Source organism: Streptomyces sp. NPDC051555 (genome assembly GCF_044454405.1).
GTDB lineage: Bacteria > Actinomycetota > Actinomycetes > Streptomycetales > Streptomycetaceae > Streptomyces.
Genome location: NZ_JBITDP010000074.1, coordinates 1 through 6,059 on the forward strand (window position 1 = coordinate 1; position 6,059 = coordinate 6,059).

Annotated in this window: 6 protein-coding genes; 2 read left to right on the top strand and 4 right to left on the bottom strand. The window is 70.6% G+C overall.

Annotation, left to right across the window (positions count from 1 at the left end):
- Nucleotides 1-244: 244 nt before the first annotated feature.
- Genes ACIBEA_RS43925 through ACIBEA_RS43935 form a run of 3 tightly spaced genes read right to left on the bottom strand, consistent with a single transcriptional unit; the run spans nucleotide 245 to nucleotide 2,872 of the window.
- On the bottom strand, nucleotides 245-1,957 hold the full coding sequence (locus ACIBEA_RS43925; protein ID WP_399270093.1) for an IclR family transcriptional regulator C-terminal domain-containing protein: 1,713 nt from the start codon (nucleotides 1,955-1,957) through the stop codon (nucleotides 245-247).
- 1 nt (nucleotide 1,958) lies between these two features.
- Entirely contained in the window at nucleotides 1,959-2,561 is a 603-nt protein-coding gene (locus ACIBEA_RS43930; protein WP_399270095.1) for a hypothetical protein, read from the bottom strand.
- Nucleotides 2,562-2,566: 5 nt separating this feature from the next.
- Entirely contained in the window at nucleotides 2,567-2,872 is a 306-nt protein-coding gene (locus tag ACIBEA_RS43935) for a hypothetical protein (protein WP_399270096.1), read from the bottom strand.
- 282 nt (nucleotides 2,873-3,154) lie between these two features.
- Between ACIBEA_RS43935 and ACIBEA_RS43940 the strand changes: the two genes are divergently transcribed.
- Nucleotides 3,155-4,180 (top strand): ATP-dependent DNA ligase, encoded by a 1,026-nt coding sequence (locus ACIBEA_RS43940; RefSeq protein ID WP_399270098.1) that lies wholly within the window; start codon nucleotides 3,155-3,157, stop codon nucleotides 4,178-4,180.
- A 769-nt stretch (nucleotides 4,181-4,949) separates the two neighbouring features.
- Complete coding sequence (locus ACIBEA_RS43945; protein WP_399270100.1) at nucleotides 4,950-5,183, top strand: hypothetical protein; 234 nt, start codon at nucleotides 4,950-4,952, stop codon at nucleotides 5,181-5,183.
- Between the two features lie 262 nt (nucleotides 5,184-5,445).
- Here ACIBEA_RS43945 and ACIBEA_RS43950 read toward each other — a convergent pair whose 3' ends face one another.
- Complete coding sequence (locus tag ACIBEA_RS43950; RefSeq protein WP_399270101.1) at nucleotides 5,446-5,844, bottom strand: STAS domain-containing protein; 399 nt, start codon at nucleotides 5,842-5,844, stop codon at nucleotides 5,446-5,448.
- Between the last annotated feature and the right edge of the window lie 215 nt (nucleotides 5,845-6,059).

Here is a 6,059-nt window from a genome sequence, read left to right on the forward strand (position 1 = left end):
ACTCCTCCGTACCCATGGCCAATTAGGAGAATTCGGTATGGGGAATAACGAAGTGCTCAAACCACCCATCATGGGGAATAACGCGACCGCCGACACTGGCCCCCGAACTGTACGAGGGGACAGGCATCTCCCCGCTCAATCCCCAGTAGCCGGACCCGCGGCGCGGGAGTTCTTCAACGCGCTGATCGTCCGTTCAGCGTCCGGCGTGCTGGTGCTGTGGCACCAGCACGCCGGGGCTGATCGGTCAGGGGAGTGCGGCGGCGGGGGTGCTGTCTGCTGGCCAGGCGCCGGGTTCAGGTCTGGCGGGCTGGGCTGCGGGGCTGATGTCGGTGAGCAGTAACGCCAGGAGGATTCCGGCTGAGTGCTGGCTGAGTGCGTGGGCGGTTTCCAGTAGCCGCGGGTGGAGGTGGGCGGGCAGGGACAGGGCGATGCACGCGGCTCTGCCTGGCATCGCCAGGGGGAAGGCGGCGCAGACCTGCTGGTCGGAGTACTCCAGGAGATCGAATTGGCCTGCCTGCGGACCGTGTACGTCGAGTTCGGCGAATAGCCTTAGAGGGTCGGTGATGGTCCGGCCGGCCAGGGCGCGGGGCCGGTAGCGGGCGAGGTGGTCCATACGGCCGTCGAAGTCGAGCTGCGCCAGCAGGCTCTTGCCCACCGCGGACGCGTGCGCGACCTGCGGGAAGGGCACCCCTTCCACGACCGGGGGGGCTTTGGGTCCGGAGGCCGAGGTCACGATGCTGACTTCGCCGTCGGTGTACTGGGAGTAGTACACCGCCGCCCCCAGCTGCCGGCAGAGTCCGTCGAGCGTGACCCGTACCAGCTCGTGCTGGTGTCCGGGGGCGGTGGTGAGGGTCAGGCGTGGTCCGGGGTGGTGGTCGCCGGCGATGCTTTCGATGAGGTGCTGGCCGCGCAGCCAGTGGAGCAGGCGAGTGGCCGCGGCGAAGCTCAGTCCGGTGCGGCGGGTGATCTCGCGGGTGGAGATCCCGCCGGCTTGGCTGATGAGGTGCAACACGTCCCGGGCCCGGGCGACGGTTTCCCACTGCCGGTCGGTCTGGTGGGGGACCGGCATGGTGCGGGCCAGGCCGGTGAGCCGGGCGGGACGCAGGGCCGTGGCGGACCACCATGACGCAGTGGTGCTCGGCCCGGTTCCCCCATCAGCTGCGGGCGATGTGATGGCAGGGGCCATCGGCAGCACCAGCCCACTTGCCACCGAGGGTCCACGCCGTAGCTCCCTGTCCGGGCTACGTCCGCTCGGTGGGGGTGCTGGTGTCGGTGCTGGGGGCACTCTCGTGCGGTGCCCATCGCCGTACAGTCCGGGGGCCTCGGGGTGAGGACCCGCCACCGTGTCGTGACGTGCCAGGCGCTGGACGGGAACGGGAACCAGCCGGTCAGCACCGACGAGGCTGTGCTGCCTGTCGGCGGGGGGTGTGGCGCTGACGGTGGCGGGGTGCACGCGGGCGGGCAGCCGAGAGGGTCCGCAGGGCAGGCCGAGCACCTGGCGCAGTTCGCCGATGTAGTGGGGGTCCTCGATCTGCGGGCGGCCGGCCAGGCGTCCGGCGGTGGCGGCCAGGAGCCGTTCGGCGTCGCTGTGACCGTGCCGGGCGGCCTCGGCGACAAGGAACTTCACCTCATCCACCAGGCCTGTCCTCGACGTCACCACTGCGAGGCGGAACAGTGCTCCCGGGTGCCCTGCTTCTGCCGCCGCGCCCAGGCATTGCGCCGCGCGTTCCAGTTCCCCGCGTGCCAGGGCCCTGGAGCCGAGCCGGTACAGCGAGTTGGCGAGGGCGCGTTCTTTCCGGGTCAGCCGGTAGAGGTGGGAGAGCGGCCCGAAGTCGCCTTCGGGGCGGTCCCAGTGGTCGGGTGGCCCGGCGAGCTGGGCCAGGAGGTGCGCGAGCCCGGCCGGGACCACCGGCTCCGGGCGACCCTGCCCGCCGTGGTGGTCGTCGTACGTGCTCACATCAGTCACCCTTCTGTCCGTTCTGGGGGTTATTTCCGAGTCCGGCCCGGATATGCCGGGCGAGGGTGCGGCGCAGGAAGCGCAGCGCGTTGTAGCGGTCGCGTTGGAGGCTCGCAAGGGGTATCGCGAGTTCGGCCGCGATCTGGTCGTCGGTCCATCCGAGGCTCTGCAGTTCCACCACCCTGCGCCGTCTGCTCGCCCTCATGGACCGGATGGCGGGCTTCACGAGGTCGTCGAGCAGGTCCAGGTCCGCGAAGAAGTCGGCCGCAGCCACAGCTCTGGGTGCGTCGCTGTTCGTGATCACCAGGAGCCGCTGCTCAGCCCGGGCCGCGCGGCGGAGTTCGGATTTGGCGCGGTTGCAGGCGGCCCGGTGCAGGTAGGCGTCCAGGTTCGTGTCCTGGGGCAGCTCACCTGCAGCCGCGAGGCGGCCGGTGGCCAGGTACGCCTCTTGCGCCGTCTCCTGACACGACGCCAGGGAGAGCTGGGGGAAGGCGCGCTGCAGCACGTACGGCTCCCGCTCGGAGAACCGCGCGTACATATCGTGCAGCCGCTGCGCGACGTCGGTGAGGACGGCTGACTCTCCGTCGAGGCCGTCACCGACCACGGGCCCTACCACGCGCCCGGCCCCCCGTCCCCGGGGACCGTGGTCACGGTCACCACGGCGGCCGCGCCCTCGGGCAGGCCCTCGATCGTCACTGTGACCACAGCGCCGGGTGACGGCACGAGACGGGCCGGAGCGGACGGGCCGCTCTGGCCGTTTCGGCCGGAGTCCTCACGAACAGCCGGCAGGGCGCAGCCGCACAGGCTGGACTTGCCGGTCTTGCGGTGCTGCCACAGGCGCACCAGGGCGCCCAGCGCTTGCAGCGCGCTCAGGGCGGCCGGGACGTAGCCGGCTGCCTCCATGAACGCCGTCATTCTGGCTCCATCTATGACGGGAGCACCTGGCGGTGCCCCTTCACCCCCAGGACTCCGGCCGAACCCCCAATCTCCCCTCCACCCCTTCAGGTTCACCCTCAAGAGCCACAATCTGCTCACGCGTACGAATCTATGGGCAAGCCCAGACGCGGGGTGCACTCCACGTACCGCCTGTGCATGTCCGAGATCCGGTCGTCACCGCGCGTAGGTCTTGTGTGTCGCCGGGCCAGTGCGTGGTGGCGGGGGTGACCCTGGCAGGAGGCGACGGGTGAGGAGGCTTGAGTGACGTTGAGACCGCCGGTGGAGCCGATGCTGGCGCAGGCCGCGGAGTCTGTGCCGGTTGCGTCCGGGGCTGGCGCGCTGGCGTTTGAGCAGAAGTTCGACGGGTTCCGGGCGCTGGTTTTCACTACGGCTGGGCCGCAGGGGAGGGCGCTGCTGCAGAGCAGGCGCGGTGCTCTGATCCAGGACCGCTTCCCCGAACTGATCGCGGCGGCCGACGCGCAACTGCCCGCCGGTCTGGTCCTCGATGGCGAACTCCTCGTCTGGGATCCGGAGGCGGGCAGGCTGTCGTTCGAGGCGTTGCAGCGCCGCGCCGCTGCCCGCGGCCGCGGCGCGCCCGCGCTGGCCGCCCGCTGGCCGGCCTACTACGTGGCGTTCGACGTCCTGCAACTGGACGGACAGGAGCTGCTGGCGCGCCCGTACAAGGAACGGCGCGCTCTTCTGGAGGAGCTGTTCACCGACCATGGCCTGACGGCGCCGTGGACGCTCTGCCCGATGACATCGGACCCCGCGACGGCGCAGGACTGGCTGGGGTCCTGGACCGACGTCGCAGGCGTCGAGGGTCTGGTCTGCAAGAGCATGGCCCAGAAGTACCTTCCCGGATACCGCGGGTGGACCAAGATCAGAAGGAGGGACACCACCGAGGCAGTCATCGGCGCCATCACGGGTACCCTCGCGCACCCGCAGCTCCTCGTCCTGGGCCGCTACGACAATGCAGGCCGGCTGCGCTCTGTCGGCCGGACCGTACCGCTGCGCCCGGAGCAGTCCCGCCAGGTCGCCGAGCACCTGACGGCCGCCGACCCCGGGCATCCGTGGACGGGGGTGCGGTTCACCGCGACGTGGGGATCCCACGACGTCCTGGACACGGTCCTGGTCCGGCCCGGCCTGGTGGCGGAGGTCAGCGCCGACCGGGCCGTGGACCGCGGCGGTGTCTTCCGCCACCCACTGCGCTTCCAGCGGCTGCGCTCGGATGTGACGGTGGAGGACGTGCCGCGGTTCGGGGCGGGGCCGGCCGTAGCCGCCGGGTGAGCGGCGGTGCCGGGGGCCTGCAGCTCGGCATCGTCGGTGGCGGAGACTGCGCTGCATGCCAGGCTCGAGCCCAGGAGCAGCGGGACGACTGCCGGTCATTGTCAACAGGCCGGGTGCCGGTGCTCGTTCCGGTGATATCCCGGCAACTGGGCCAAGGGCGAGCACGAAGATCGTGAAACTCGCGCTGTGGCCGATACGACACCCAGAACGCCGGACGGATCCGGAACTCCCGACCCCAAGATCACACCGCCAGCAGGACCAACTGCGTCCGCGACCGGAGGCGGGGCCAAGTTCTCAGTTGCTTGATGGATCCTCGCCCCCAGAACGACCTGGGAAGCGCGCTGGCTGGCAGCGGAGTTCGGACCCGGCATGGACGCCCGGACTGCCTGGGCCCTCGCCCGTCTTGCTCGGCACCCCGAGGAGCACCCGTACGCGATGACGCACCTCGACGAGCCCCGCCCCGAGCAGTGACCTGCCCGAAGCCCCGTCATCTTCCGGCACCCGCTGCACTTCCAGCGGCTGCGCCTGGACGTGACGGTGGAGGTCGTGCCGCTGCTCGGGGCGGGGCCGACCGCAGCTTTCAGGTGAGCAGTCGGCGCCGGAGGTTGAGGGGCTAAGGGCCGGGGGTGTATACGCGCACGACCCTGCTCTGAGCTGCATTTTTGTGAGGGTTGCGCGGCTAGCCCCCTGCTGTCGCAGAGTGCGGTCACCGCCCGGGGCCTGCCCCGATTTCTGGCGGTTCCTGCCTATGCCTCATGGGGGCTTCACCATGTCCGAACCCGTGCACCAGCAGCCCGAGCTGATGGTGGACCAGCAGCCCGAGCCCGTCCGCCGCCTCTGGCCGACGCGTTTACTCGTGGCCGCCGCCATCGTCAGCCCGCTGCCCGCTACCGTGCTGGCGCGTCTCGCACCGGAGTGGGGAGAGGCCGTCCAGGCCGGGTTCACCCCCGGCCCGATGCTGCTAGCCCTGGCCTTCGCCGACTGGACCCGTCTGCGGCGATAGCTCCCACCCCCCGTCCGCCGTGCGGGGGCCGTCACCGCTCGGTGGCGGCCAGAGGGCCGGGGCGGCGGGGCTGCACCGGCCGAGCGCGTGGACGATGCGGTCGGCCGTCACGAGCTGGATAACCCTTCAGCCCGAACGGTTCGGCAGGCTGGCCGTCCACGCCCGGTGCCAGTCGTGTGGCCGAAGGTGCCGTGCCCACCAGCTGTCCCGCCCGCATCCTGCCCATCGGCCTCCACTCCCTGGGACAGCGCGACCGCGATGGCTATGTGCGGGGGAGCCAGCCATCGGCAGAGTCGGAACGCTCCCATGCGCGCCGGACCTTTTCCTCGAGGAGCCGGCGGAACCCGGGCAGGGCGTAGCGTTCCCCGGTGCCGGCCCGCGGTCCTGGGATACCGGCCACGGTGGCCATGCACTGCTGAGGCTGCGGCTGCCAGCCGGTGACCAGGACCCGCAGCCCCCTGCTCTCCGCGCACCGGTGCAGCTCCAGCAGGTGAAGCAGACCGTCAGCGTCCATTGCTGTCACGGCGTGCAGGTCGATCAGAAGGTCTTGCTCGCCCAGGGTCACGTAGTCCAGAGCGTGCTGGAGGACATCTCCCGCACCGTCGTCGAGTTCCCCGGATGCACTGATCAGAACCGAGCTGCGGCGGTGCTGGACGTCCATGTCGATCAAGATGCTGCTCCTGTCTCCCGAGAGCTCCAAACTGACGGGGGCCCCATCTTGGCGTGAGGTGGCCTGGGGCTGGTAGGCGGCGCGCTGGGGCGGGCGCATAGGGCCGGGGGGTGTTGGACGACTCTCTGTGTGAGCACGTAGGTGGGGGTTCGCGACAGCGTCGGTGAACATGGGTGCTGGTTTCGCTGGGCAGTCTGATCTCGCTT